Below are 24,882 nucleotides of genomic sequence, written 5' to 3'. Positions count from 1 at the left end.
TGGACGACCCCCCGCACATCGCATGAGCCGAAGGCTCGGGTCTCGAAGACGAAACGGCGAGACCAAGGGGGCCTCGACCCCGCGACGCCGCAGGCGCCGCCAAAAGCGCAGCAGTGTGCCACATAGTCGGCTCCGACCCATTGTGATCTGCGACCTACTGCCCGGTAGCCCTATCCGAGTTCCGGCTTTGTTGGCAGACTGCCTACACTCGCCCCCAGACAGATAGTGTCGACCACGGGCGCGGAGCCCGCGTAGCGGATCCGAACCCACGGACCCGGAGCCCACCAAGCGATCCGATCCTCTTCGGAAGCCGGACAGCGGACCCCGATCCGCGGGAGCGGAGCCGAAGCGCGGCCCATCCCGCACAGCGAACACAGAGATTGCACACAGGAGGCTCAGTGCCCAGCCATGCCAGCGCGCGGATCACGAAGGTACTCGTAGCTAACCGAGGCGAGATTGCCGTGCGCGTTATCCGGGCGGCCAAGGACGCCGGCCTCGGCAGTGTCGCGGTTTACGCGGAGCCCGATGCCGACGCACCCTTCGTCGAGCTCGCCGACGAAGCCTTCGCCCTCGGCGGGCAGACCTCTGCCGAGTCCTACCTGGTCTTCGACAAGATCCTGGATGCCGCCGCCAAATCCGGCGCCGACGCCATCCACCCCGGCTACGGCTTCCTCTCCGAGAATGCCGACTTCGCCCAGGCCGTCCTCGACGCCGGGCTGATCTGGATCGGCCCGTCGCCGCAGTCCATCCGCGACCTCGGTGACAAGGTCACCGCGCGGCATATCGCCGAGCGGGCGAAGGCGCCGATGGCCGCGGGCACCAAGGACCCGGTGAAGAACGCCGACGAGGTCGTCGAGTTCGCGAAGAAGTACGGCGTGCCGGTCGCGATCAAGGCCGCCTTCGGTGGCGGCGGCCGCGGGATGAAGGTCGCGCACACGATCGAGGAGATCCCCGAACTGTTCGAATCGGCGACCCGTGAAGCGGTCGCCGCCTTCGGTCGCGGCGAATGCTTCGTCGAGCAGTACCTGGACAAGGCCCGTCACGTCGAGGCCCAGGTGATCGCCGACCAGCACGGCAACGTGATCGTCGCCGGCACCCGCGACTGCTCGTTGCAGCGGCGCTTCCAGAAGCTGGTCGAGGAGGCTCCGGCCCCGTTCCTGACCGATGATCAGCGCGCGCGCATCCACGCTTCGGCCAAAGCCATCTGCAAGGAGGCCGGATACTACGGCGCCGGCACCGTCGAGTACCTGGTGCAGGGCGATACCGTCTCGTTCCTGGAGGTCAACACCCGCCTGCAGGTCGAGCACCCGGTCACCGAGGAGACCTCCGGTATCGACCTGGTCCGCCAGCAGTTCCGCATCGCAGGCGGCGAGAAGCTGGAGATCACCGAGGATCCGACCCCGCGCGGCCACTCCTTCGAGTTCCGGATCAACGGCGAGGACGCGGGCCGCAACTTCCTGCCCGCTCCGGGCCCGGTCACCGTGTACTCCGAGCCGACCGGCCCGGGTGTGCGCGTCGACTCCGGCGTGGTGCAGGGCAGTGTGATCGGCGGCCAGTTCGACTCGATGCTGGCCAAACTGATCGTCACCGGCGAGAACCGGACCCAGGCCCTGGAGCGGGCGCGGCGGGCACTCGCCGAGTTCCACGTGGAGGGTCTGGCCACGGTCATCCCGTTCCACCGGGCCATCGTCGAGGATCCGGCCTTCATCGGCGACGGCGAATCGTTCGACGTCTACACCAAGTGGATCGAAACCGAGTGGAAGAACACCGTCGAGCCGTTCACCGGCGGCGCCCCGGCCGAAGCGGACGACGAACCGCGACAGAAGGTCGTGGTCGAGGTCGGTGGCCGCCGCGTCGAGGTGTCGCTGCCGGGCCAGTTCTCGATCGGTTCCGGCGCTCCGGCGGCGGCCGGTGCCGTCCGCAAGAAGCCGAAGCCGCGGACGCGGGGCGGCGCGGGCGGCGGCGCCGCCTCCGGTGACGCGGTCACCGCCCCGATGCAGGGCACCGTGGTCAAGGTCGCGGTGGAGGAAGGCCAGACCGTCGAGGCGGGCGATCTGATCGTGGTGCTCGAGGCCATGAAGATGGAGAACCCGGTCAATGCGCACAAGGCCGGTGTGGTCACCGGACTGAACGTGGCAGCCGGCGCCGCGATCACCCAGGGCACCGTTCTCGCCGAGATCAAGTAGCCGCTGTGCTGCGGGCCGCGCTCGGTATGCGACAGCGTGCCGACCGGTGAGCCAACAGTAGATGCACACTGTTCCGGAGCGGGTGAGCGGCCGATGGCCGCCACCCGCTCCGGCGTATGGTGACCGGGTGAGCGCAGTACAACCGACGGTCGCGGAGGTGATCCGCGACCGTTTCGCATCCGCGAGCCGGACCGACGGCCATCGGCTCGTACTCGTGGTCGAGGGTGGCGGCAGCCGCGGGGTGTACTCCAGCGGAATGGTGCACGCGCTGGAGCAGCTCGGTATGGCCGGGGTCTTCGATGCGGTGTACGGCACCTCGGCGGGCGCGATCAACGCGGCGTGGCTGCTGTGCGGCCGGGCGGGGCGGGGTATGCAGGCCTGGACCGACGCCGCGATCATGCGCCGGGCCATCGCCCCGGCCCGGATGCTGCGCGGCCGGCCCGCGTTCGATCTGAACTATCTGGTGCACAAGGTGTACGACGGCCTGCATCCGATGGATTTTCCGGCCATCCTGGCCAACGAGACCACCTTCCACCCCATCGCCACCGATATCCACACCGGCGAACCGGTGGACCTGCATCCGTTCATCGTCGACAAGGCGACGCTGCAGACCGCGCTCCGGGCATCGTCCGGACTGCCGCTGCTGGCCGGCCCGCCGGTGGCGCTGGGTGGACGCCGCTACTTCGACGGCGGTCTCTCGGAAACGGTCCCCGTTCGCAGCGCGCTGCAGGCGGGGGCCACCCACGCGCTCATCCTGCGGACCCGGCGCGCCGACGAACGCCGCCCACCGCCGCCCTGGTTGCACGACGTGGTCGGCGGCACCTATATGCGGTTCACCGCCCCCGGCGCCTACCGGGCCTGGAAACTGCGGCCCGGCCAGCAGGCGCTGGAGGACGGGGTGATCGCCGGGATGGGTGCGGCGGCCTGCCAGATCCATCCGCCGGCCGGGTCACCGGATATCAGCAGCGTCGAAACCGATCCCGGCGTCTTGGCGCGCGGTATGGAGATCGGCCGCCGCGTGGCGGCCGAGTTCTTCTCCGAGTTCCGTCCCTTATCCGCCGAACCCTGCCGACCGACGCCGCCGTCAGTCGAAGCGGATGCCCTGGGCCAGGGGTAGATCGGTCGAGTAGTTGATGGTGTTGGTGGCGCGCCGCATATAGGCCTTCCACGCGTCCGAGCCCGATTCGCGGCCGCCGCCGGTGTGCTTCTCGCCGCCGAACGCGCCGCCGATCTCCGCGCCGGAGGTGCCGATGTTGACATTGGCGATACCGCAGTCCGAACCGTCGGCGGCGAGGAAGCGTTCGGCCTCCCGCTGGTCGGTGGTGAAGATCGCCGAGGACAATCCCTGCGGTACAGCGTTGTGCAGGGTCAGGGCGGTGTCGAAATCGTCGTAGGTGAGGACGTAGAGGATCGGCGCGAAGGTTTCCTCGCGCACCACCGCGGTCTGGTCGGGCATCCGGACGATCGCCGGGTCGGCGTAGTACGCGGCGGGTCCCACCCCCTCTGGTTCGACCCGCTCGCCCCCGCACAGCACCGTGCCACCGTCGCGGCGGGCGCGCGCCAGCGCGTCCCGCATGCCGGCCCACGCGCCGGACCCGTGCAGCGGCCCCACCTGGATACCCGGGTCCAACGGGTTGCCCACCCGCAGCTGCCGGTACGCCCGCACCAGCCGGTCCAGCAGTTCGTCGGCGACCGAGGAGTGCACGATGAGCCGGCGCAGACTGGTACAGCGCTGTCCGGCGGTACCGACGGCCGCGAAGACGATGGCCCGGACCGCCAGATCCAGATCGGCGGACGGGCCGACCACGGCCGCGTTGTTCCCGCCCAGTTCCAGCAGGCAACGCCCGAATCGGGCGGCCACGCGCGGACCGACCGCGCGACCCATCGCCACCGACCCCGTCGCGCTGACCAACGCGATCCGCTCGTCGTCGGTCAGCCGCACACCGGCATCCGCGGAACCCAGGATCAGCTGGTGGATCCGGCCGTCCGCCCCGGCGGTGGCGGCGGCGCGGCGCAGCAGCGTATGGCAGGCGAGGGCGGTGAGCGGGGTGCGGTCCGAGGGCTTCCACACCACGGTGTCGCCGCAGACCAGCGCGACGGCGGTATTCCAGGCCCAGACAGCGACCGGGAAGTTGAAGGCCGAGATCACCCCGACGACACCGAGCGGATGCCAGGTCTCCATGAGCCGGTGGCCCGGTCGCTCCGAGGCCATCGTGTACCCGTAGAGCTGGCGCGACAGCCCCACCGCGAACTCGCAGATATCGATCATCTCCTGTACCTCGCCGCGTGCCTCGGCGGGGATCTTGCCCACTTCGAGAGTGACGAGTTCGGCGAGTTCGTCCTGATGGCGGCGCAGCAGTACGGCGAGTTCGCGCACTACGCCCGCCCGCTGCGGCGCCGGGACCAGCCGCCAGGAAGCGAAGGCGGCGGCCGCTTCGGTTATCGCGGTATCGATGTCGGCGGGGCCGTCGGGCCGCAGGGCGACCAGCACTCCGCCGTCGATCGGGCAGCGCACGAGCATATCGCCGGGTGCCGGGTGCGGGATCTCCAGTGCGCGTAGCAGCGCGCCGATCCGGTCGGCGTATCCGGCGGGGACGGTCTGCTGTTCGGTCTCGGTCATCGCGAACTCCTCGGGTTCGGCCGGACGAAATACGCTGTGCGAATGGCACAGCCGGAGAATGAACGTTCACAACAGTGTTCCGGCGGTGTGCCCGCTACGTTAGCCTTCGCTGATGGCGGAAACACCGGCAAAACCAACCCTGGACGAGATCGATCGCCTGCTGATCCGGGAACTGATGGCCGATGGACGGGCGACCCTGTCCAATCTGGCCGAGAAGGCGAGTCTTTCGGTATCCGCCGTGCAGTCACGGGTGCGCAGGCTCGAGGCGCGCGGCGTGATCCGTGGCTATACCGCGAATGTCGATCCCGAAGCGCTGGGACAGCTGCTGTCGGCATTTGTGGCGATCACTCCTCTCGACCCTTCCCAGCCCGACGATGCCCCGGCGGCGCTGCAGAACATGCCGGGCATCGAGGCCTGCCATTCGGTGGCGGGCGACGAGAGCTACATCCTGCTGGTCCGGGTGGCCTCGCCACGGCATCTGGAACAGTTGCTGCAGCAGATCCGGGCGACGGCCAATGTCCGAACCCGAAGCACCATAATCCTTCAGACATTCTACGAAAAGTAGTCGAGACCGTAACAACTCTCATTAGTTACGGACTTGTCAGTAAATCTTCCTGACAAGCCGGTATCCAGTCCCGTACCGTCGGAGTGTGACCATCGAACTGGAGCACTCCGGCACGGGTGATGGCAGGACAGATGGCCGCATCCCCGCCTCTCGCGTGTTCGAGACCCTGTCGGCCAGTATGCTCGCCGACGGTTTCGACCTGGTACTCGACCTGCGCGCATCCCGCGGCCGCCATCTGGTGGACGCCCGCGACGGCAGCGACTACCTCGATATGTTCGGTTTCTTCGCCTCCAGCGCGCTCGGGATGAACCATCCCGCGCTGACCGAGGACGCCGGGTTCCGCGCCGAATTGACCACGGCCGCACTGAACAAGCCGAGCAACTCCGATATCTACACGGTCGAGATGGCGCGTTTCGTGGACACCTTCGTCCGGGTGCTCGGCGATCCGCGCCTACCGCACCTGTTCCTCATCGACGGCGGCGCGCTCGCGGTGGAGAACGCGCTCAAAACCGCCTTCGACTGGAAGAGCCGGCACAACGAACTCCACGGGCGCACACCCCGACCCGGCTACGAGGGCGGGGTGCTGCACCTGACGGGCGCGTTCCACGGCCGCAGCGGATACACCCTGTCGCTGACCAACACCGACCCGGTCAAAACCGAGCGCTTCCCGGCCTTCGACTGGCCGCGGATCGAAACACCCTGGCTCGGTCCGGATACCGATATCGAGGCGGCGGAGCGACGCGCCCTCGAGCAGGCCGCCCGCGCCTTCGCCGAGCGGCCCCACGGAATCGCCTGCTTCATCGCCGAACCGATCCAGGGCGAAGGCGGCGACCGGCATATGCGCCCGGAATTCCTGCGCGCGGTCCAGGAACTGTGCCACGCCAACGACGCGCTGTTCGTCCTCGACGAGGTGCAGACCGGCGTCGGCATCACCGGAAGCACATGGGCCTACCGGCAACTCGGCCTGGAACCGGACGTGGTGGCATTCGGGAAGAAGACGCAGGTGTGCGGGATCATGGCCGGCGGCCGGGTGGACGAGCTCGACGACAATGTCTTCACCGTGCCCTCGCGGCTGAACTCCACCTGGGGTGGCAATCTCACCGATATGGTGCGGGCCACCCGGATCCTCGAAGTCATCGAACGCGAAGATCTGATCGCCCGGGCCGCCGATCTGGGTGTGCTGCTGCTCGACCTGCTGCGTGACCTCGCCGAGCGGCAGCCCGCGGTCACCGAACCACGCGGGCGCGGTCTGATGTGTGCTGTCACGCTGTCGGACAACACCTTCCGTGATGCCGTCCTCACCACACTGTGGGAACGCGAACGGGTGCTCATGATCGGCTCCGGCGAACGCGGCATCCGTTTCCGGCCACCGCTGACGGTGGAACCCGGCGAGCTCATCGCGGCGGTAACCGCGCTGGACCGCGTGCTCAGCGACCTCGGCTGACACCGGCCCGGCCGGCGATCACACCGCGTCGGGGCGCAGCCCCAACGCCCCCGCGGCGAACCGGCGCACCGCCTCCGCCGCGGCGATCAGCGCCGCCTGCTGACCGGGCCGGGCCCAGCCCTCGACCGCGGCGGTCCCATCCGGTCGCGGGGTCACCCCGATCTCCGCGACCAGTTCCGCGGTGGCCGGCTGGCACACCGCCCAGGAGTAATGGGTTTCCGCCGCCCACTCGGCGCCGCGGCGGGCCACGTAATCCGGGTCGGTGATCCCGCCCGAGGCCAGCGCGGGCCGGTCATCGATCCGGTCATCGGCCCGCAGCGCCCGCAGATACCATGCGCCCGCGTTGATCTCGATCGCCTCCATCCGGTCACCCTCGCACAGACCGGCGGGCCCGGCCGACGCCGGTGCGGCTTCGCGGGGTCACGGTCGCGGACTTATCGGTCGGTGACCTCACACTGTGCCGTGCCGCCGACCGTGGATAGGGTCGGGGTACAGTCCGGCCCCGGGCAGGTCCCGGATCCCCGCGACCGCAAGGACCGTGGGCCGGGACAGGGAAGGATGCGTCATGAGCGGGCAGCGATTGGGCCGCTACCGGCTCGAGCGATTGCTCGGCCAGGGTGGGATGGGCCAGGTGTGGCTCGCCCACGCCGAGCCCGCGGGCGGCCGCCCGGGCGGGCGGGTCGCGCTCAAGCTGCTCCCCGTCGAACTCGCCGCCGACCAGACCTACCGCAGCCGGTTCGAGCGCGAAGCCGAACTCGCCGCCCGTCTGCACGACAGCCATATCGTGCCGATCCACGCCCATGGTGCGCTGGACGGCCGCCTGTTCATCGAAATGGAATACGTCGAGGGCGACGATCTGGGTCGTGTCCTGCGTTCGAACGGCCCACTGCCGCCGCGGCGCGCGGTCGATATCGTCGCCCAGACCGCGGCGGCGCTGGATGCCGCGCACCGGGCCGGACTGGTGCACCGGGATGTGAAACCGTCCAATATCGTCGTCCGGCGCGACGGCTTCGTGTACCTTATCGACTTCGGTATCGCCCACGGCGTCGGCAGTACCGCCCTCACCGCCTCCGGACTGGCGGTCGGGACCTGGGCGTACATGGCCCCGGAACGGTTCACCGGGAGCACCGACGCCCGCGCCGATATCTACTCCCTGGGTTGTGTGCTCTACGAATGCCTGGCCGGTACCCGCCCGTTCGGCGATACCGATCCGGCGCGGCAGATGCACGACCATCTCACGACCCCGCCGCCCAGCGTGCGCATGCTGGTTCCAGGGGTCCCCGTGGAACTGGATCGGGTGATCGCCCGGGCGCTGGCCAAGAACCCGGATGACCGTTACCGCACCGCCGGCGAGTTCGCGCGGGCCGCGCGGGGCGCTCTCGGTGCGGCGACGGCGCCGGACCCCGGCGCGGTGGAACATCCCGGGACCCGTCACTACGAACTGGACGACCGGCCCGCCGCGGCGGTCGCTGCCCATCCGGGCACCCGGGCCTACACGGCATACGAACCCGGCAGCCCGGCGGCCGAGCAGTCCCCGGCGTACCCGGGCACCCGGGCCTACACCGAGTACGCGCCCGGTGATTCGGCAGTCCGGCAGTCCCCGTCGCATCCGGCCACCCGGGCCTACACCGGACACACTCCCGGCGACCCGGGACCGGTGCCTCCCGCGGCCCATCCCTCGACCCGGGCATACACACGTCTGGAGACCAGGCCGCGACCCGGTCCCGCGCAGATCCCCGGACCCGCGCCGCACGGCCGCGGCAATGCGGGCCCGGCGGTCGCGCCGAACCGGCCCGCACCGCACGCTCCCGGCCCCCCGCCCCGCCGCCGCCCGGCGCGCCCCCGGACCAAACCGCCGCGGCGCCGCAAAAGCCTCATGCGCCGGTTGCTGCTGTGGCCGATCGTGCTCGTGGTAGTTCCGCTCCTACTGATCGGCGGCTGTGTGGCCGCGCTCGCCGGAGGTGCCGGGTCGATCCGGTTCTTCGGTGGCGACGGCACGCCGGCAGCCGGGAGCGTCGCCGATCCCGGCGTCCCGGTCCGGGACGGCAACTTCGAATTCGCGGTCCGCGATGTGGTGTCGGGGGTGAGCGCGGTCGGTATCGAACGTGCCGAGGGGACATTCGTGGTGGTCAGCTTCACCGTGCGCAATATCGCCGCCCAACCGAAGACCTACCTGCCGCTCGGGCAGGAACTCCACGATACGGCGGGCGCGAAATACGCCCCCGATGTGACCGCCACCGCGCAGCGCGCGGCCGCCGCGGCCGCGCCGCGCACCCTGCAACCGGATGAGTCGCTGGGCACCCACCTGGTCTACGAGATACCCATCGGATCGGTGCCCGCGCGCATGACCTTCCGCGATTTCCCGCTCTCGTTCGGCACCACGGTCGCCTTGGACGCCCGGTAACCTCGGCGGGTCAGTTCAACCGGAGTGTCCACGCGGTCCGGTGCTGCAGCCGGACCCGAGCGCCCGGCGCCACATCGAAACGCCAGAACGATTCCGGGGCGGCCGCCAGCGCCACGACCAGCGCCGCCCGGATCACCGCCGGGTGGGTCACCGCGATGGTATGCGGCGCCTCGCCACCGGCCGGCTCGCCGAGCCACCCGCGGACCCGGTCCAGCAGATCCAGGACGGACTCTCCGCCGTGGCCGCGGTATGCGGGATCGGTGAGCCAGCGACCCACGTCTTCCGGCGGCAACAGGCCCGGTTCCGCACCACGCCAGGCGCCCGCGTCGAGATCGCGTAATCTCGACAGTGGTGCGGCATCCAAGCCCAGTAGCCGGGCAGTCTCTCTGGTCCGCCGCTCCGGGCCCGCGACTATCCGTGCGCCTGCCGGTGGTTCGACCGCCCGGTCCGCCAGCGCCGCCCGCCCCGCCGGGGTGAGCGGTTCATCGGCCGGGAAACGCGCCGCCCGTAACGCCTCGGTGACACCGTGGGAGATCAGATCGAGTTTCCGAACACCAGGCACCGTCGAAGCATAGAAACGCCGGACTGTCACCGGTAGCCGGCTCGAAGAAACACCATTCCGGCTCCCGGTCCATCGTGCCCCGCTGCCAGCCAGGAGGTGATCGAGGAATGACAGACATACTCATCCGCGCCGTGCCCGGTGCGGTCATCGACGAGATCGACCGGCAAGCCAATGGCCTGGGTATATCCCGTACCGAATTCCTCCGCCGCCGACTCAGCCGGGAGTTCCGGCGGGTCGGCGGCGTGACCACCGAGGATCTGATCCGGCTGGCCGGACTCGGCGGCGAGGCCCGGACCCCCGACCTACTCTCTGCCGACCTCGCCGAAACAGAATTCACCGACCCGGGAATCACCGGTCCCGAGATGGTCGGCGGAGCCCCCGCCTGACCGGTCGGCCGCCCGGCCGGCCCGCGTCGGCCGGGTCACGCCCGCACCGGTGTCGGTGCTCCGGTGCACACTGGTTTCCGTGACCGAGTTCTCCGCCGCCACCCAGCAGTGGTTCGATGGTGCGTTTCCCGCGCCGACGGCCGCCCAGCTGGGCGCGTGGCAGGCGATCGCGGCCGGTGAGCACACCCTGGTGATCGCGCCGACAGGGTCCGGCAAGACCCTGTCGGCGTTCCTGTGGGCCATCGACCGGCTGGCCGCGGGCGATCCGCCGGAATCGGGTACCTCGGTGCTCTACATCTCCCCGCTCAAGGCCCTGGCCGTGGACGTGGAGCGCAATCTGCGCGCGCCGCTGGTCGGCGTGCGCCAGACGGCCCGCCGTCTCGGTCTGCCGGCGCCGGAGATCAGCGTCGGCGTCCGTTCCGGGGACACCACCGCCCAGGAGCGCCGCCGGTTGCAACGCACCCCACCCGATATCCTCATCACCACCCCGGAATCGCTGTTCCTCATGCTCACCTCCGCGGCCCGGGAAACCCTCCGCGGCGTGCGCACGGTGATCGTGGACGAGGTGCACGCCATCGCCGGTTCGAAGCGGGGGTCGCATCTGGCGCTGTCGCTGGCCCGGCTGGACACCCTCACCGAGCGGCCCGCGCAGCGGATCGGCCTGTCCGCGACCGTCCGGCCGCCCGCGGAGGTGGGCCGGTACCTGGTGGGTTCGGCGCCGATCACCGTGGTCAACCCACCCGCACCCAAAACCTTCGACCTCTCGGTACGGGTCCCGGTCCCGGATATGACCGAGCCGGGCGAGTCGGATCAGCCCGGATCACTGTGGCCGCATGTGGACGAGGCGATCGTCGAACTCGTACTCGAACACCGTTCGTCGATCGTGTTCGCCAATTCGCGGCGGCTCGCCGAACGGTTGACCGCCCGGCTGAACGAGGCCTACGCCGGCCGGCTGGGCGAATCGGTGGAAATCGCCCACGCCCCGCCCGCCCAGCTCGGCCCGTCGACCGAGGTCAACCACGGCGCCGAACCGCTGCTGGCCCGGGCGCATCACGGTTCGGTGAGCAAGGAACAGCGGGCCCTCATCGAGGACGACCTCAAGAGCGGCCGGCTGCGCTGTGTGGTGGCCACCAGCAGCCTCGAACTCGGTATCGATATGGGCGCGGTGGACCTGGTGGTGCAGGTCGAGGCGCCGCCCTCGGTGGCGAGCGGGCTGCAGCGCATCGGCCGGGCCGGGCATCAGGTGGGCGAGATATCGCGCGGCGTGCTCTTCCCCAAGCACCGCACCGACGTGGTGCACTGCGCGGTGGCCGCGCAGCGAATGCTGGCCGGGCAGATCGAGGCGCTGAAGATCCCCGCGCATCCGCTGGACATCCTCGCCCAGCAGACGGTCGCGGCCTGCGCCCTGGAACCGCTGGACGTCGATACCTGGTTCGAGACCGTGCGCGGCACGGGCAGCTATGCCGCGCTTCCCCGTTCCTCCTACGAGGCGGTCCTGGATCTGCTGGCCGGTCGCTACCCCTCCGACGAGTTCGCCGAACTCCGGCCGCGCCTGGTCTGGGACCGCGACGCCGGCACCCTCACCGGCCGGCCCGGTGCCCAGCGACTGGCGGTGACCTCGGGCGGCGCGATCCCCGATCGCGGCATGTTCGCGGTGTACATGGTCGGCGAGAAGGCTTCGCGGGTGGGCGAACTCGACGAGGAGATGGTCTACGAGTCACGGGTCGGCGATGTCTTCGCCCTCGGCGCCACCAGCTGGCGCATCGAGGAGATCACCTACGACCGGGTCCTGGTGACCCCCGCCTTCGGCCACCCCGGTCGCTTGCCGTTCTGGCACGGTGATTCACTCGGCCGCCCGGCCGAACTCGGCGCCGCGCTGGGCGAATTCGTTCGCCGGGCGGGTGCGCAGACCTCCCCGGAAACCCTCACCGAACAGACCACCGCGGCCGGTCTCGACGAGAACGCGACCGCGAATCTGCGCGCGCTGCTGGAAGACCAGCGCAGTGCGACCGGCCGGTTGCCCACCGATCGCACCCTGGTGGTCGAACGTTTCCGCGACGAACTCGGTGACTGGCGGCTGGTCCTGCACTCGCCGTACGGAATGCCGGTCCACGCGGCCTGGGCACTGGCGGTGGGCGCCCGTCTGCGCGAACGCTTCGGCGTCGACGCCGCCCCGAATGCCTCCGACGACGGCATCGTGGTGCGGCTGCCCGACACCACCGACGAGCCGCCGGGCGCGGAGCTGTTCGTGTTCGAACCCGACGAGATCGATGACCTGGTCACCGAGCAGGTCGGCGGGTCGGCACTGTTCGCGTCCCGTTTCCGGGAGTGCGCGGCCCGGGCGCTGCTGCTGCCGCGCCGCGATCCCGGACGGCGCGCACCACTGTGGCAGCAGCGGCAGCGCTCGGCCCAATTACTAGATGTGGCAAGGAAATTCCCGGCCTTCCCGATCCTGCTGGAGACGGTGCGCGAATGCCTGCGCGATGTGTACGATCTGCCCGCGCTCCGGGATCTGCTCACCGCGGTGGCGCGCCGCCAGGTGCGGCTGGTCGAGGTGGAGACGGCCACCCCGTCCCCGTTCGCCAACGCGCTGCTCTTCGATTACATCGGCCAGTTCATGTACGACGGCGACAGTCCGCTGGCCGAACGGCGTGCCGCGGCCCTGTCCCTGGACTCCGCCCTGCTCGCCGAACTGCTCGGCCGGGTGGAGTTGCGGGAACTGCTGGACAGCGAGGTCATCGCGCAGGTCGAACTGGAGCTCCAGCGCCGCACACCGGAACGCCACGCGCGGGATATGGAGGGCCTGGCCGATCTCCTGCGGTTACTCGGCCCGCTGACCCCCGCCGAGGCCCGGGAGCGCTGCCGCGCGGACCCCGCGGACTGGTTCGCCGAACTCGCCGGCGCCCGGCGCGCGCTCGAGGTCTCCTACGCGGGGCAGACATGGTGGGCCGCCATCGAGGACGCGGCGCGCCTGCGCGATGCGCTCGGGGTGCCCCTGCCGATCGGCACCCCGGCCGCCTTCATCGAACCGGTACCCGATCCGCTCGGCGATCTGGTGGCCCGCTACGCCCGCACGCACGGGCCGTTCGCCACCGAGTCGGTCGCGCACCGGTTCGGTCTGGGCCCGGCGGTCGCGGCGGCCGCGCTGCACCGGCTCGGCCTCGAGAAGCGCGTGGTGGAAGGTGAGTTCACCCCGGAGACCGGCGGTTCGGAGTGGTGTGACGCCCAGGTGCTGCGGCGGCTGCGGCGGCGTAGCCTCGCCGCCGCCCGGCACGAGGTCGAACCGGTGTCCACCGGCGCCTTCGGCCGGTTCCTGCCCGATTGGCAGCACATCGGGACCGGCGAGCTGCGCGGAATCGACGGCGTGGCGATGGTGGTGGAGCAACTCGCCGGCGTCCCGGTGCCCGCTTCGGCGTGGGAATCGCTGGTGTTCCCGGCACGGGTCCGCGATTACTCCCCCGCCTTCCTCGACGAGCTCATGGCCACCGGCGAGGTGCGCTGGTCCGGCCACGGCGCCATCAACGCCAAGGATGGCTGGATCGCGCTGCATCCGGCCGATCAGGCTCCGCTCAGCCTGCCGCCGGCCGACGAACCGGAGTTCACCGAAACCCACCTGGCGCTGCTCACCGCGCTCGGCGCCGGCCCGGCGCGCACGGCGCCCGCGGAGCAGCGAGCCGGAGTCGATGCCGCGGCATCGGTGCCGCACAGTGCGGGCGCGTATTTCTTCCGCCAACTATCGGATACAACAGGCCTGCTGGACGACGCCGCGGTCACGGCCGCCCTGTGGGACCTGGTGTGGGCGGGCCTCGTCTCCGGCGATACATTCGCCCCGGTGCGTGCCCGACTCTCCGGCTCCACCCGGACCCCGACCGCGCATCGCACCCCGCGGCGCGCACCCCGCGGGCGCACCTACCTCCCCCGGCCGGCGATGCCGAGCCGGTCGGGCCCGCCCACCGTGGCGGGGCGCTGGTCGCTGCTACCCGAGCGCACAACCGACAACACGGTCCGCGCGCACGCCACCGCCGACCTACTACTCGAGCGCTACGGCGTGCTCACCAAGGGGTCGGTACAGAGCGAGGGTGTGCCCGGCGGTTTCGCGCTGGTGTACCGCGTGCTCAGCGAATTCGAGGACCGCGGCCGCTGCCGCCGCGGCTACTTCGTCGACTCGCTGGGCGGTGCGCAGTTCTCCACGACCGACGTGGTGGACCGCCTGCGCTCGTTCGACGGCGACCGGCGGCCCGCCGAGGCCGCGCTGGCCCTGGCGGCCTGCGATCCGGCCAACCCCTACGGCGCCGCCCTACCCTGGCCCAAAACCGAGGGCGGGGCCGGTCACCGGCCGGGCCGCAAGGCGGGCGCGCTGGTCGTACTGGTCGACGGCGAACTGGTCCTCTATCTGGAACGCGGCGGGAAAACCCTGCTCACCTGTACCGAGGATCCCGCCGCCCGGCAGGCGGCAGCGGGCGCCCTGGCAGATCTCGTCCGGGCGGGCCGGGCGGATTCACTGGTCATCGACCGGGTCGACGGCGAATCGGTACACGGCAACACCTTCGCCGACTTCCTCACCGAGGCCGGTTTCGCCAGCACCCCGCAGGGCCTCCGTCTTCGGCGTGCGGTCGGCCGGCCGTGATCGGCGACCGTTGAACACCGACAGTGGTGTGCGGTCGACCGTCCACAGACCGGCGACCGTCGAACACTCAGAATGAGGCTGCCCGGGGTGGGTCCATGAAGACCGCCCCGGCCCCGCGGCGCCGGAGGTGACGGCGATGGATACTGGCACACATGCCCGAGGGTGACGCCGTTTTCCGCGCCGCGCGGCGGCTGCGCGCCGCACTCGAGGGCGCGGCGCTGACCCGCAGCGATTTCCGCGTGCCCCGCTACGCGACCGTAGACCTGCGTGGTCAGGTCGTGGAGAGCGTGGGCAGTTACGGGAAGCACCTGTTCATCCGCACCGGCACCGTCAGTGTGCACACCCATCTGAAGATGGAGGGCAGCTGGCGGGTCTTCCACTGCGGGCAGCGCTGGACCAAACCGCGGGTCGCCGCCCGGGTCGTGCTCGGCACCGCGGAGGCGGAGGCCGTCGGATTCGATCTCGGCCTGGTGGAGGTGCTGCGCCGCCGGGACGAGCACACCGCCATCGATCATCTGGGACCGGACCTGCTCGGGCTCGATTGGGATCCCGCCGAGGCGTTGGACCGGATCGCCCGCGCCCCGGAGGTCCCGATCGGGGTCGCCCTGCTCGATCAGCGCAATCTGGCCGGGATCGGCAATATCTACCGCAGCGAGATCTGTTTTCTGCGCCGGGTCCATCCGGCACGTCCGGTGGGTGAGGTGGAAGACCTGCCGGCGCTGGTGAACGAAGCGCAGCGAGTGATGTATCGGGCCGCGCACGGACCGCCCTGGCGTCCGCTGGTCTACGGCCTGGCCCACCGGCCCTGCCGGCGGTGCGGGACCTCGTTGCGGGTCGACATGCTGGGCGAGAAGATGCCGCGCAACGACAGGGTGAGCTATCGGGAACGCGGTATCTACTACTGCCCCAAATGCCAGGTTCCGCCCGTCTGAGCACGTACGCTGTCGCAGACCGGCCGTTGCCTCCGCTGTGACGGCCACCATGAGCGCAGTAATGATCGGCCGCTTTCCGACGACACACGGGTACCGCACCGGAAGCAGGTCCAATGAACACCCGAACCGTCCGACTGGCCGCCCTCACCGGCAAACTGCTCTCCGCGGTGCTGGCCATCGTGGCGACCGCGGCGTTCTGCTACTTCCTGCTGCATCCCGCCGCGACCCCGCAGGCACCGGCCCCGGTACCGCTCGGACCGGCGACCACCACGACGCCGGGCCACCACCCGGCCGCCCACTGAGCGGCAGGTTCCCGCAGCCCGGTACGGCTCAGCCCTCGGTGGGCACGGGCTCCAGGATTTCCGGCCGGGGTTCGGGCGCGGCGATCCGCAACGCATCGGCGGAGGCGTCGTCGGGCTGGGTCTGCGAGCGCACCTCGGCGTCCACCCGGGCCAGATAGGTCCGGACCTCGCGATCGGCCTCCGCGTCGCTCCAGCCGAGCACCGGGGCGATGAGCCCGGCGACCTCTTCGGCGCACTCGGCGCCGCGATGCGGGTACTCGATGGAGATCCGGGTGCGCCGGGCGAGCACATCGTCGAGGTGCAGCGCACCCTCCGCGGCCACGGCGTACACCGCTTCCACCCGCAGATAGGAGGGCGCCGCGGCGATCGGTTGTTTCAGGTCGGGCCGGTCGGCGGCCAGCGCCATGACCTCGTCGACCAGCGAACCGTAGCGGTCCAATAGATGTTTCACCCGGTACGGGTGTATCCCGTAGTCCTCGGCCAGCTGCACGGTCTGGTTGACCAGCGCGAAATAGCCGTCGGCGCCGAGCAGCGGCACCTTCTCGGTGATCGAGGGCGAGACCCGGGCGGGGATGTCCTGGGCGGCCTCGTCCACCGCGTCGTAGGCCATCACCCGGTAGGTCGTGTACTTGCCGCCCGCGATGGCGACGAGTCCCGGCGCGATACGCGCGACGGCATGCTCCCGCGACAGTTTCGAGGTCTCGTCGCTCTCCCCCGCCAGCAGCGGCCGCAGGCCCGCGTACACCCCGTCGATATCCGCGTGGGTGAGCGGGGTGACCAGCACCTCGTTCACCCGTTCCAGCAGATAGTCGATATCGGCCTTGGTGGCGGCCGGATGGGCCAGGTCCAGATTCCACTCGGTGTCGGTGGTGCCGACGATCCAGTGCGCGCCCCACGGGATCACGAACAGCACCGAGGTGGCGGTGCGTAGGATGATCGCGGCGTCGCTGACGATACGATCGCGCGGGACCACGATGTGCACGCCCTTGGAGGCCCGGACATGGAACCGGCCGCGCTGCAGCGACAGCGCCTGCACCTCGTCGGTCCACACACCGGCCGCGTTGATCACCACGTGACCACGCACCTCGCCGGTGGTTCCGTCCTCGCTGTCGCGTACCTGCACGCCGACCACCCGGTCGGCTTCGCGCAGGAACCCCACGACCTGGGTGGAGGTCCGGAGCACCGCGCCGTAGTGGGCGGCGGTACGGGCGACGGTCATGGTGTGCCGGGCATCGTCCACCACCGTGTCGTAGTAGCTGATCCCGCCGATCATCGAGTTGCGCCGCATCCCCGGCGCCAGGCGCAGCGCGCCGTGCCGCGACAGATGCCGCTGTCCCGGAACGGATCTCGCCCCGCCCATGGTGTCGTAGAGGAACAGCCCCGCCGCGACATAGGGCCGCTCCCACGCCCGCCGGGTGAGTGGATAGAGGAACCGCAGGGGTTTCACCAGGTGCGGCGCCAGACGCGACATGGACAGTTCGCGTTCCTTCAACGCCTCACGAACCAAGCCGAATTCGAGCTGTTCCAGATACCGCAGGCCACCGTGGAACATCTTGGAGGATCGGCTGGAGGTCCCCGAGGCCAGATCACGCGCCTCCACCAGCGCCACCGTCAGGCCGCGGGTGGCGGCGTCGAGTGCGATCCCGGCCCCCACCACACCGCCGCCCACCACGATCACGTCGAAGTGATCCTTGTTCAAGCGTTCCCATGCGGAACGACGCTGCTCGGGTCCGAGAAACTGCGATCCCGGCTGTAACATCACCGTCCCCCCTCCGGCGCGGGGGCATGCGGTCCGCGGCGACCGAAGCGTTGGCGTAGGTATCGCATCATCGGTATCGACTCCTCGGATACGCGATCGGGGTCGGCTGTGGGTTTGCGCGTTCGGTCTCCAAGCCTACGGGGGAACCCCTGGCAAACGTCGGCAGGGAGACACCCGTCACCGATCGGCCCGATTGCGCTAGCCTCCTGCCATGCGCTATGTGGCCGCCATCGACCAGGGCACGACCTCGAGCAGATGCATACTGTTCGACCGGCAGGGAAAGCTCGCGGGGGTCGCCCAGCGCGAGCACGACCAGATCTTCCCGAAGCCGGGCTGGGTCGAGCACGATCCGGAAACCCTTTGGCGCAATACCGAATTCGTACTCGGCGCGGTCCTGGACAAGGCCGGGATCACCGCGGGCGATATCGCGGCGGTGGGCGTCACCAACCAGCGCGAGACCACCGTCGTCTGGGAGCGCGACACCGGGCAGCCGGTGCACAATGCGATCGTCTGGCAGGACACGCGTACCGATCGGTTGTGTACCGAACTCGCCGGTTCTTCGGGCGCGGCGCGCTACGCCGAACGTACCGGGCTGCCGTTGTCGACCTATTTCTCCGGGCCCAAGGTGCGCTGGATCCTGGACAACGTGCCGGGCGCGCGGGAGCGGGCGGAGGCGGGGGAACTGTGCTTCGGCACCGTGGACAGCTGGCTGCTGTGGAAGCTGACCGGCCGGCACATCACCGATGCCACCAATGCCTCGCGCACCCTGCTCATGGATCTGCGCACGCTGACCTGGGACGAACAGATCTGCGCGGAGATCGGGGTGCCGACGTCGATGCTGCCGGAGATCCGGAGCTCCTCGGAGGTCTACGCGGAGATCGGCGCGGGTCCGCTGGCGGGAGTGCCGGTCGCGGGCATCCTCGGCGACCAGCAGGCCGCGATGTTCGGACAGGCCTGCCTGGCTCCGGGCGAGGCCAAGAACACCTACGGCACCGGCAACTTCATGCTGCTCAACACCGGCACCACCCCTGTCGTCAGTGAGCACGGGCTGCTGACCACGGTGTGTTATCGGCTCGGCGACCAGCCACCGGTGTACGCGCTGGAGGGGTCGATCGCCGTCACCGGCGCCCTGGTGCAGTGGTTCCGCGACAACCTCGGCATCATTTCCGCGGCGCCGGAGATCGAGGATCTGGCGCGCACCGTGGACGACAACGGCGGGGCCTATATCGTCCCGGCCTTCTCCGGGCTGTTCGCCCCGCGCTGGCGGCCCGACGCCCGGGGCGTGATCGCCGGACTCACCCGCTTCGTCACCAAGGCCCACCTGGCCCGCGCGATCCTGGAATCGACCGCCTTCCAGACCCGAGAGGTGATGGATGCCATGCGCGCGGACGCCGAATCCCGTTCGCTGGATCTCGAGGCGACGGCCCTCAAGGTGGACGGCGGTATGGTCGCCAACGATCTGCTGATGCAGTTCCAGGCCGATATCCTCGACCTACCGGTCGTCCGGCCACTGGTCAACGAGACCACGGCGCTCGGGGCCGCCTACGCGGCCGGGCTGGCGGTCGAGTACTGGTCGGGTACCGAGGATATCCGGGCCAACTGGACCGCCGACAAGACCTGGAATCCGAGTATGTCCGCCGCCGACCGCGACTCCCGCCTCGCCGACTGGAACAAGGCGGTCGAACGCACCTACAACTGGGCGGAATGAACCGGTGCCCGGTCGCCGGCGGCCCGGGCCAACCGTGACATCGCCTCGGTGAGCGCCTCCGGCGCGGCGGTGGTGAAGCACATCCGCATGGCGTTCGAGTACGGGTTGCTCACCGCGAACGCCCCGCCCGGGACGAAGGCGACCCCCGTCTCGAGTGCCCGGGGCAACAGTTCACCGGTGTCGGTGCCGTCGGTGAACTCCGCCCAGACGAACATTCCCCCGGACGCCTCCGTACAGCGCAGGCGGTCACCGAAGTGGTCGCGGGCCGCGTCGACCAGGGCGGTGGCGCGGGTGGCGTACACCCCGCGGACCGTGTCGATATGGCCGGTGAACCAGGCGTTGTCGGCGAGCAGTTCGGCGGCGATCTGCTGGGTGAGCGCCGAACCGCAGAGATCGGCCCCCTGTTTCAACAGTTCGACCGCCCGGCACACTCGCGGCGGAGCCACCATCCAGCCCACCCGCAGTGTGGGCGCGATGATCTTCGATGCCGAGGAGAGCCGGATGACCGACGGCGAATAGGAGGCCACCGGCGCGGGCGCGGGCCGGTCGAACCACAGTTCGCCATACGGATCGTCCTCGACCACCCAGAAACCGTGTTCCTCGGCCAGCGCGGCAAGCGCCTGCCTGCGGCGGGGGCTCATGGTCACGCCACCGGGATTGTGGAAATTGCTCACGGTGTGCACCAGCGCGGGACGCTCCCCCGCGGCGAGCAACTCCCTGAGCCGGTCCACCCGCAGACCCTCGCTGTCCAGTGGCACGGCCACGATCCGCGCACCGGCCGCCCGGAACACCTGTAGCGCGCCGACGTAGGCCGGATCCTCGACCACCACCAGTGCACCCGGGTCGAGCAACACCTCCGCGAGCAGCGACAGCGCCTGCTGTGAACCATGGGTCACGAAGATCTCGGCGATATCCACCCGGCGACCGAGCCGGTCCGTTTCCCGGCCGGCGAGGACTTCGCGCAACGGACCCCATCCCGGAGACTCCGTGTACTGCAGCGCGGCGCTGTCCCGCAACGCCGATTCGGCGGCGGCGGCGATGCGGGTACCGGGCATGAGTTCGGCATCGGGCAAACCGCCGGCCAGGCTGAGGATATTCGGGTCGGCGGTGAGTTTGAGCAGGTCACGAATGGCGGAGCTGGTGAGGCCGGCCAGCTTGCCGGCCAACGGCGGTTCGTAATGCGACATGGGGGCCTCCGGGAATTACCTGCCGATAAACCCGATCATCCCATGACTTACCACCATATGACATTGTGATTTCACATACTGGGATCAGCGCCGATCCGCGATCACCCAGAGCACAGTTTTCCCGTCCCGATCCACCGTAGTCACCGTCTGCTTGTACACCGTCCTCGTACCGTCCGGTTGCAGTTCGGTCAGGTCGACATCGAAGGAGGCCGGCGCCCGCTCGGTGATCCGCACACAATGCTCGGTACCCGCCGGTATGTGCGTATCGATCGCCGCCTGGATCGTCTCCGCAGTGGAAATGGCAGGCGAATCCGCCGCGACGAACCGACGGGCCCCCACCCCGCTGCGCTCCACATAGAACTGGTGCTGAAAACCGAGAATGGCGCCCGCGCCGCTGGTCGTATCCCCGACCCCGTCGCCGACGATCACCCCGTCCTCCGCACTCGCCGGGCAGCTCAGCGCAGACCCGGAATCGGCGACCGGCGGCCCCGCCGGCGCGTCCTCACCGCCGCTCACCATGACGATCGTCACCCCCACCGCGATCAACGCCACCAGCACCGCGACCACCGTCACGGTCCGGCCTGCCGGAATCCCGCGCCGCGGTTTCGCGGCCAGCGCCCCGGCCACCGACTGCGGCGTGAGCTTCTGCGCGATCGGGTCGCTGTCCCAGGACAGACCACCCGCCCGAGGCCTGGCCGAACCCGCGGCCGGCTCCGGCCCGCCGGACTGGTTCGGCTGACCCGGCACCGGCCAGCGCAGGTCCGGACCGGTGTGGCGAACAGCGCCCTGGTCGGATTCCGGGGCGCGTTCGCCCGTCGACGAGGCGCGCGGGGCCGGGTCCGGTGGAATCTGGTGGCGGATCGTGGTGGAGTCCGCGTCGGGCGCGGGCCGCGGCACCGGCCGGGACTCGGGCGAAGACGGTCGCTGGACCGGGGTGGAACTGTCCGGCGCGCGATACTGAGGCGGCGGAGGAGGAACAGCCGACGACTCGGCCGGGCCGACGCCGGGGGCCGGACGCCAGGCCAGGCCGGAATCCTCCGGACGCGTATTCGGCTGCCAGCCCGGCATCGATAGCTCGCCCGTCGGCGGCCCGAACTCCGATACCGGCGGACCGAAATCGCCGGTAGGGGGTCCGAAATCCGCCCGTTCGGGTTCGCGCTCTCTACCTTCGCCCTCGCCGGTCACAGCCCATCCCTTCCGAGACACGCGGGTGGGGCGGCCGTGCACGGCCGCCCCACCCGGCAAGATTTCACTCGCGTCAGTACTGGAGTGAACCACCCCACTGGGTGTTGACGCCACCGAGGTTCAGCGCCTGCTCCGGGTAGTTGCCCGGCGGCAACAGCGGCGGCGGCGGAGGAATCTTGGCCGCGGCGTCCAGCGCGGCGGCGCCACCCGGCTGCTGCGCGATCCAGTGCTCCACGGCGGCCTTCGCCGTATTCACCGGGGTGGTGTCGATCACGTGGTCGACCCGGTTGTCCGGCAATCCGTTCCCACCGGTGAACGTCGAAACGTTGATGGTGTTCTCGTCGACGAATTCCACCGAGATACCGGCCTCGCCCGTACCCGTCGGGGTACGGAAGCCGGCGGTACCGACATATCCGGACTGGTTGGAGAAGTGGTGGGTGTTGGCGAAATGCCCGGGAGCCAGGGAACCACCGTCGAGGGCGGCACCGATCTCCATATGCGGACCCTGCATCTCGACGACCGGCGCGACCGGTGCCTCGTCCAGACTCGGCGCCTGCCACTGCGGAGCCTGCGGCTCGACCAGCGTATCGGTCTGCGGAGCACTGGGCTGCGCGTTCTCCCCCTCGGCCTCCGGCGCCACCGCCGGCGCGTCACCCGGCTGTGCGGGCGGCTGCTGTCCCTGCGGCGTATTCGGTGAGATGGCCGGCTGTGCCGGGGCGGGCTGCCCCGGGACGGGCAGCGGCGCCACACGCGGTGTGGTGACACCGGGCTGGGTCGGGCCGGTGAGACCCTGATCTTCCCGGCCCTGCTCCGGGGTGGTGACACCGGGCTGGCTCGGGCTCGGAGTCGGGCTGCTCTCCGGCTTTTGCTCATTGTTCTGCACACCGGGCTGGCTCGGCGTGGTCTCCGGCGCGTTCTGCTGGCCATCGGTGCCGGGCTGCTGCTGATTATTGGTGCCCGGCTGCGAAGGCGCGGGCGCCGGTGTGGTCGGCGTAGCCGGCTGGTCGCTCGGAACGGCCCCCGCCGGCGACGCGAAAATGGCCATGGCCGCGGCAGTCGCAAGAGGCAGCGAAGTGCTCGCCACCGCCCGGCCCGCCCGGTTCGGCTTACGATGTTTCACTATTCGCCCAATCCCTTTCCCGGATGCGGCGCCACCTGCGGTCCGCGTCCAGTTCCGTCTCATTCGAGACGCGAACTCCAGCGGTTCACCCGAAGTGGGCCGTTCGCTGTCCGAGTCCGAAAGGACGAACCCCCCGGCACCAAACTCCACGACCGCCCGTCGATCGCATCTCTGCCTCGGAAGTGAACCACACTCGAGCAATTCCGGCAATATGACGAAAACTCACCACGGGCAGGAACACTCACGGGTGAAACGCGGGTGGAAAAGCAGTGACGTGACCAGGAACTCGGGCCCATTTCGGTACCGGAATTCGTGCACGGTCGTATTCCCGGAACGGGTCGGCATTCATAATCCGCCGGGCGCGAGACGCGGCCGGCGAATCAGCCCAGGTCGTCGTGGCGCATGAGCTGGCGGGCGGCCTCCATGACCGAGCCGGTGAGCGACGGGTACACCGAAAAGGTCTGTGCCAGATCATTGACCGTCAGGTTGTTCTGGACCGCCAGCGCGATCGGCAGGATCAGCTCCGAGGCGATCGGGGCGACCACCACACCGCCGATGACCACACCGGTAGCCGGACGGCAGAAGATCTTGACGAAACCGCGGCGCAGACCCGACATCTTCGCCCGCGGATTGGTGTTCAGCGGCAGCATCACCGTGCGCGCCGGGGTCTCCCCGTTGTCGATAGCGGTCTGGCTCACCCCCACGGTCGCGATCTCGGGGCGGGTGAACACCGCCGAGGCCACAGTTTTCAGCCGGATCGGGCTGACTCCTTCGCCCAGCGCGTGGTACATGGCGATCCGGCCCTGCATGGCGGCCACCGAGGCCAGTGGCAACAGACCGGTGCAGTCACCCGCGGCGTAGATACCGGGCACCCCGGTCCGCGAGACCCGGTCCACCCGCAGGTATCCGCCCCGGTCCAGTTCGATACCGACCTGTTCCAGGCCCAGCCCCCCGGTGTTCGGCGTGGACCCGACGGTCATCAGCGCATGCGTTCCCGACACCGTACGGCCATCGGCCAGGGTGACCAGTACCGAATCACCCGTGCGCTCCACCTTGTCGGCCCGCGCGTGCTTCACCAGTTCCACGCCGCGTTCGGCGAAGGCGTCCTCGAGCACCAGCGCGGCATCGGCATCCTCCCCGGGCAACACCCGGTCCCGGCTGGACACCAGGATCACCCGCACGCCCATTTCCGTGTACGCGGAGACGAATTCGGCGCCCGTCACACCGGAACCGACCACCACCAGCGTCTCCGGCAGTTCCGCCAGATCGTAGAGCTGCCGCCAGTTCAGGATCCGCTCCCCGTCCGGCTCGGCCCCGGGCAGCACCCGAGGGGAGGCGCCGGTGGCGATCAGCACCACTTCCGCCTCGACGGTCTCTTCGGTCGCGTCCGGGAACGATACGACGACCCGATGCGTCGCCCGGCCCGATCCCGGACCCGCCAGCCGCCCCCGCCCCGGCAGCACCCGCACGCCCGCCGCCTGCAGCTTGGACCGGATATCCGAGGACTGCGCCAGCGCCAGTGCCTTCACCCGCTCGTTGACCTCCGGCAATCGCACCTCGGCCTGGCTCGGGTCGAGCGTGATCCCCAGGTCCCGGGAGCGCCGCAGATCGGTCCGAACACCGGTGGAGGCGATGAAGGTCTTGGACGGTACGCAATCCCAGAGCACACACGCCCCGCCGATACCGTCGGAATCGATCAGCACAACCTGCGCCCCGTGCTGGGCCGCGACCAGCGCCGCTTCGTAGCCTGCCGGTCCGCCACCGATGATCGCAATGCGGGTCATACATTCCCCTTGTCCTAATCACCCGCGCGCGGCGCGCGGCGGCTTCGCGGCCTTCACTCGCCGAGACCAGCCTAGTAGGTGCTGCCTACCGCACCCCAGCGGCATTCCGTG

The 24,882-nt window shown here is 70.0% G+C and carries 18 protein-coding genes; 10 read left to right on the top strand and 8 right to left on the bottom strand.

The window, feature by feature from the left end; all coding sequences use genetic code 11:
• Positions 1 to 398 precede the first annotated feature (398 nt).
• Both NGR01S_RS09320 and NGR01S_RS09315 read left to right on the top strand, forming a co-directional pair.
• Positions 399 to 2,186 carry an acetyl/propionyl/methylcrotonyl-CoA carboxylase subunit alpha gene (locus NGR01S_RS09320; RefSeq protein WP_063035782.1) on the top strand — a complete coding sequence of 596 codons (1,788 nt, stop codon included), beginning with the start codon at positions 399 to 401 and terminating at the stop codon, positions 2,184 to 2,186.
• Between the two features lie 127 nt (positions 2,187 to 2,313).
• Entirely contained in the window at positions 2,314 to 3,303 is a 990-nt protein-coding gene (locus NGR01S_RS09315) for a patatin-like phospholipase family protein (protein WP_245664504.1), read from the top strand.
• Here the strand turns inward: NGR01S_RS09315 and amaB are convergent.
• A complete protein-coding gene (amaB, locus tag NGR01S_RS09310; protein ID WP_063035781.1) occupies positions 3,271 to 4,806 on the bottom strand; it encodes an L-piperidine-6-carboxylate dehydrogenase in 1,536 nt (511 codons plus the stop codon). The two genes, NGR01S_RS09315 and amaB, sit on opposite strands and share 33 nt — an antisense overlap.
• A gap of 112 nt (positions 4,807 to 4,918) precedes the next feature.
• Between amaB and NGR01S_RS09305 the strand changes: the two genes are divergently transcribed.
• Both NGR01S_RS09305 and lat read left to right on the top strand, forming a co-directional pair.
• Positions 4,919 to 5,371 carry an Lrp/AsnC family transcriptional regulator gene (locus tag NGR01S_RS09305; RefSeq protein ID WP_030522498.1) on the top strand — a complete coding sequence of 151 codons (453 nt, stop codon included), beginning with the start codon at positions 4,919 to 4,921 and terminating at the stop codon, positions 5,369 to 5,371.
• 85 nt (positions 5,372 to 5,456) lie between these two features.
• A complete protein-coding gene (gene lat / locus NGR01S_RS09300; RefSeq protein WP_063035780.1) occupies positions 5,457 to 6,815 on the top strand; it encodes an L-lysine 6-transaminase in 1,359 nt (452 codons plus the stop codon).
• Positions 6,816 to 6,833: 18 nt separating this feature from the next.
• Here lat and NGR01S_RS09295 read toward each other — a convergent pair whose 3' ends face one another.
• Positions 6,834 to 7,178, bottom strand: a complete 345-nt coding sequence (locus NGR01S_RS09295; RefSeq protein WP_063035779.1) for a hypothetical protein — start codon at positions 7,176 to 7,178, stop codon at positions 6,834 to 6,836.
• Positions 7,179 to 7,380: 202 nt separating this feature from the next.
• On the opposite strand from NGR01S_RS09295, the gene NGR01S_RS09290 reads away from it, so the two are divergent.
• Entirely contained in the window at positions 7,381 to 9,219 is a 1,839-nt protein-coding gene (locus tag NGR01S_RS09290) for a serine/threonine-protein kinase (protein WP_063035778.1), read from the top strand.
• A gap of 10 nt (positions 9,220 to 9,229) precedes the next feature.
• Here the strand turns inward: NGR01S_RS09290 and NGR01S_RS09285 are convergent, their stop codons facing one another.
• On the bottom strand, positions 9,230 to 9,781 hold the full coding sequence (locus NGR01S_RS09285; protein ID WP_063035777.1) for a histidine phosphatase family protein: 552 nt from the start codon (positions 9,779 to 9,781) through the stop codon (positions 9,230 to 9,232).
• Positions 9,782 to 9,888: 107 nt separating this feature from the next.
• On the opposite strand from NGR01S_RS09285, the gene vapB reads away from it, so the two are divergent.
• From vapB to NGR01S_RS09265, 4 genes are all read left to right on the top strand, one after another.
• A complete protein-coding gene (vapB, locus tag NGR01S_RS31765; RefSeq protein WP_063035776.1) occupies positions 9,889 to 10,167 on the top strand; it encodes a type II toxin-antitoxin system VapB family antitoxin in 279 nt (92 codons plus the stop codon).
• 79 nt (positions 10,168 to 10,246) lie between these two features.
• Complete coding sequence (locus NGR01S_RS09275; protein ID WP_157107180.1) at positions 10,247 to 14,794, top strand: ATP-dependent helicase; 4,548 nt, start codon at positions 10,247 to 10,249, stop codon at positions 14,792 to 14,794.
• 152 nt (positions 14,795 to 14,946) lie between these two features.
• Complete coding sequence (locus NGR01S_RS09270; protein ID WP_063035775.1) at positions 14,947 to 15,726, top strand: DNA-formamidopyrimidine glycosylase family protein; 780 nt, start codon at positions 14,947 to 14,949, stop codon at positions 15,724 to 15,726.
• Positions 15,727 to 15,839: 113 nt separating this feature from the next.
• Positions 15,840 to 16,028 carry a hypothetical protein gene (locus tag NGR01S_RS09265; protein ID WP_063035774.1) on the top strand — a complete coding sequence of 63 codons (189 nt, stop codon included), beginning with the start codon at positions 15,840 to 15,842 and terminating at the stop codon, positions 16,026 to 16,028.
• 28 nt (positions 16,029 to 16,056) lie between these two features.
• Here the strand turns inward: NGR01S_RS09265 and NGR01S_RS09260 are convergent, their stop codons facing one another.
• Positions 16,057 to 17,787 (bottom strand): glycerol-3-phosphate dehydrogenase/oxidase, encoded by a 1,731-nt coding sequence (locus tag NGR01S_RS09260; protein WP_063035773.1) that lies wholly within the window; start codon positions 17,785 to 17,787, stop codon positions 16,057 to 16,059.
• A 211-nt stretch (positions 17,788 to 17,998) separates the two neighbouring features.
• On the opposite strand from NGR01S_RS09260, the gene glpK reads away from it, so the two are divergent.
• Positions 17,999 to 19,495, top strand: a complete 1,497-nt coding sequence (gene glpK, locus NGR01S_RS09255; RefSeq protein WP_063035772.1) for a glycerol kinase GlpK — start codon at positions 17,999 to 18,001, stop codon at positions 19,493 to 19,495.
• Here glpK and NGR01S_RS09250 read toward each other — a convergent pair.
• The 4 genes from NGR01S_RS09250 to NGR01S_RS09235 form a co-directional block, all read right to left on the bottom strand.
• Complete coding sequence (locus NGR01S_RS09250) at positions 19,477 to 20,682, bottom strand: aminotransferase-like domain-containing protein (protein ID WP_063035771.1); 1,206 nt, start codon at positions 20,680 to 20,682, stop codon at positions 19,477 to 19,479. The two genes, glpK and NGR01S_RS09250, sit on opposite strands and share 19 nt — an antisense overlap.
• An 84-nt stretch (positions 20,683 to 20,766) precedes the next feature.
• Entirely contained in the window at positions 20,767 to 21,579 is an 813-nt protein-coding gene (locus tag NGR01S_RS09245; protein ID WP_157107179.1) for a DUF8176 domain-containing protein, read from the bottom strand.
• Positions 21,580 to 21,940: 361 nt separating this feature from the next.
• The gene (locus NGR01S_RS09240) at positions 21,941 to 22,912 is read right to left on the bottom strand and encodes a hypothetical protein (RefSeq protein ID WP_063035769.1); all 972 of its coding nucleotides are present in this window, start codon (positions 22,910 to 22,912) and stop codon (positions 21,941 to 21,943) included.
• A gap of 455 nt (positions 22,913 to 23,367) precedes the next feature.
• Positions 23,368 to 24,771: an NAD(P)H-quinone dehydrogenase gene (locus NGR01S_RS09235; protein ID WP_063035768.1), complete on the bottom strand. Its 1,404-nt coding sequence runs from the start codon at positions 24,769 to 24,771 to the stop codon at positions 23,368 to 23,370.
• Positions 24,772 to 24,882: the final 111 nt, after the last annotated feature.

It is taken from the genome of Nocardia grenadensis NBRC 108939 (assembly GCF_001613445.1).
Taxonomy (GTDB): domain Bacteria; phylum Actinomycetota; class Actinomycetes; order Mycobacteriales; family Mycobacteriaceae; genus Nocardia; species Nocardia grenadensis.
This window is presented reverse-complemented; position numbering and strand designations above follow the sequence as displayed.

What these genes read in the sequence shown, in the direction of transcription:
- amaB (WP_063035781.1), bottom strand. Translation starts at nt 4,806, where the DNA reads ATGACCGAGACCGAACAGCAGACCGTCCCCGCCGGATACGCCGACCGG.
- NGR01S_RS09305 (WP_030522498.1), top strand. Translation starts at nt 4,919, where the DNA reads ATGGCGGAAACACCGGCAAAACCAACCCTGGACGAGATCGATCGCCTG.
- NGR01S_RS09295 (WP_063035779.1), bottom strand. Translation starts at nt 7,178, where the DNA reads ATGGAGGCGATCGAGATCAACGCGGGCGCATGGTATCTGCGGGCGCTG.
- NGR01S_RS09290 (WP_063035778.1), top strand. Translation starts at nt 7,381, where the DNA reads ATGAGCGGGCAGCGATTGGGCCGCTACCGGCTCGAGCGATTGCTCGGC.
- vapB (WP_063035776.1), top strand. Translation starts at nt 9,889, where the DNA reads ATGACAGACATACTCATCCGCGCCGTGCCCGGTGCGGTCATCGACGAG.
- NGR01S_RS09270 (WP_063035775.1), top strand. Translation starts at nt 14,947, where the DNA reads ATGCCCGAGGGTGACGCCGTTTTCCGCGCCGCGCGGCGGCTGCGCGCC.
- NGR01S_RS09265 (WP_063035774.1), top strand. Translation starts at nt 15,840, where the DNA reads ATGAACACCCGAACCGTCCGACTGGCCGCCCTCACCGGCAAACTGCTC.
- NGR01S_RS09260 (WP_063035773.1), bottom strand. Translation starts at nt 17,787, where the DNA reads ATGTTACAGCCGGGATCGCAGTTTCTCGGACCCGAGCAGCGTCGTTCC.
- glpK (WP_063035772.1), top strand. Translation starts at nt 17,999, where the DNA reads ATGCGCTATGTGGCCGCCATCGACCAGGGCACGACCTCGAGCAGATGC.
- NGR01S_RS09250 (WP_063035771.1), bottom strand. Translation starts at nt 20,682, where the DNA reads ATGTCGCATTACGAACCGCCGTTGGCCGGCAAGCTGGCCGGCCTCACC.
- NGR01S_RS09240 (WP_063035769.1), bottom strand. Translation starts at nt 22,912, where the DNA reads ATGGCCATTTTCGCGTCGCCGGCGGGGGCCGTTCCGAGCGACCAGCCG.
- NGR01S_RS09235 (WP_063035768.1), bottom strand. Translation starts at nt 24,771, where the DNA reads ATGACCCGCATTGCGATCATCGGTGGCGGACCGGCAGGCTACGAAGCG.